The following is a 1612-nucleotide window of genomic DNA, read 5'->3' on the forward strand; positions in this document are numbered from 1 at the left end:
GTAAGCGTCTAGCTAACGACACCCAGCTTGTTTAATGTTCCAAGGTAACAGCGATTCAAGATTATCAGGCTGCTCAATAAGGTGCTGCAAACAAGTAGAAATATAATCATGCACTATAAGGTCATTTGCCTTTGCGGTTTCAACAAGGCTATAAAGTATCGCACTGGCATGTGCACCCTTGCTGGTATTTGAGAACAGCCAGTTTTTTCGCCCTATCACGAAAGGTTTTATAGCTCGCTCTGCGCGATTGTTATCAATTTTAAGCCTGCCATCCTCTAAGTAACGTCGGAATTTTTCAAATTGATTTATCGCGTAGTTAATGGCTTTACCTAGCGCCATTTTGGGCGGGATTTTATCTTTGTGCTTGAGCAACCATTGATATAACTCGTCAACAATGGGTTTGGCTTTTTGTTGTCTAACAGTGTACTTCTCTGTGGCTGGTTTATCTTTAATGGCTTGCTCAATACCGTAGAGCTTGCCAATAAGATTGAGTGCCACATCCGCTTTACCCGTTTTCTTATTATTCCCTTTCGCTTCGATGAAGTAACGACGCATATGAGCAAGGCATGCAACCAGTGTTGCCTGAGTTTGCTCGTAAGCTTTATAGCCGTCAACGTGCATGTAGCCTTGGTAACCATTTAGGAAATCAACGGCACATTGGCCCGCACGACTATTATGATAATCAAACAGGACAATATTCGTGCCTTCCCTCGGCTTATCATCGCCACAACAATATAACCACATATAGCTGGTTACGTTATCTGCGTTAATGACGTTTAACGGGGTTTCATCAGCATGAATAACCGCCTGCGATAACAACTCTTCTTTTAAGCGTTGGTACACAGGAGACAACAGCTCTGCGCAGCGTAGCATCCAGCTTGACATGGTTTGTCTGCTCAACTCAATACCAATATCGCCTAACATTGTTTCTTGGCGATAAAGCGGTAAGCCAAACTGGTATTTACACGTGATTAGTTGACTCAGCAAACTGGCCGTTGCGATACTCTTTGGAATGGGCACTGCGGGCATGGGGGCCGATTTCACCACACAGTCAATGCCTTCACGCTCACAGTGACGGCACGCATATTTAGGACGAATGGTTTTGATTACTTTGATATGCGCTGGCACAAATTCTAACGCTTCACTGCTGCTTTCACCCATTTTATGCAAGGGATTTTGGCAGCAATCACATACTTTTTGGCCCTCATCGAGGTCAACAACCACCTCAACTCGCGGTAACTGCGCTGGCAGTGGGCGGCGTTTAGGTTTGGCTTTTTCTTTCTTTATTGAGGGGGATGTTGCCAATAGCGCTTTATCATACTCATCAAGCGTTTCTTCCACTTCATTGAATACTTCGCCTGCACCCGGCATCTTCTCCGATTTTTTGCTGTATTCTTTAGCAAGTTTCGCGTTGTAAGCTTGCAGCAATTCGTGAATTTGCGCATCTTTTTTAGCTAATTCTTCATCCTTTTTCACAACGATGTGTTGCAACTCAAGCAACATGCGTTTGAGTTGTTCTGGGTCGTCAGGCAGTGAGTGTGCATCGAGTTTCATACCTGTAATTTAACAAAACTTTATGCACTTTTCTCGTTTTCATGGCAGATAAAATAGG

1 protein-coding gene is annotated in these 1612 nt (G+C 43.9%); it reads right to left on the reverse strand.

From position 1 onward, the window contains the following. Window positions 1-12 precede the first annotated feature (12 nt). Window positions 13-1554: an IS66 family transposase gene (gene tnpC, locus WDB87_RS00090; RefSeq protein WP_337848643.1), complete on the reverse strand. Its 1542-nt coding sequence runs from the start codon at window positions 1552-1554 to the stop codon at window positions 13-15. Window positions 1555-1612: the final 58 nt, after the last annotated feature.

This window comes from Pseudoalteromonas sp. C12FD-1 (assembly GCF_037414265.1).
In the GTDB taxonomy this organism is placed as follows: domain Bacteria; phylum Pseudomonadota; class Gammaproteobacteria; order Enterobacterales; family Alteromonadaceae; genus Pseudoalteromonas.

Coding starts and splice junctions, on each gene's coding strand:
- tnpC (WP_337848643.1), bottom strand. CDS start 1,554: ATGAAACTCGATGCACACTCACTGCCTGACGACCCAGAACAACTCAAA.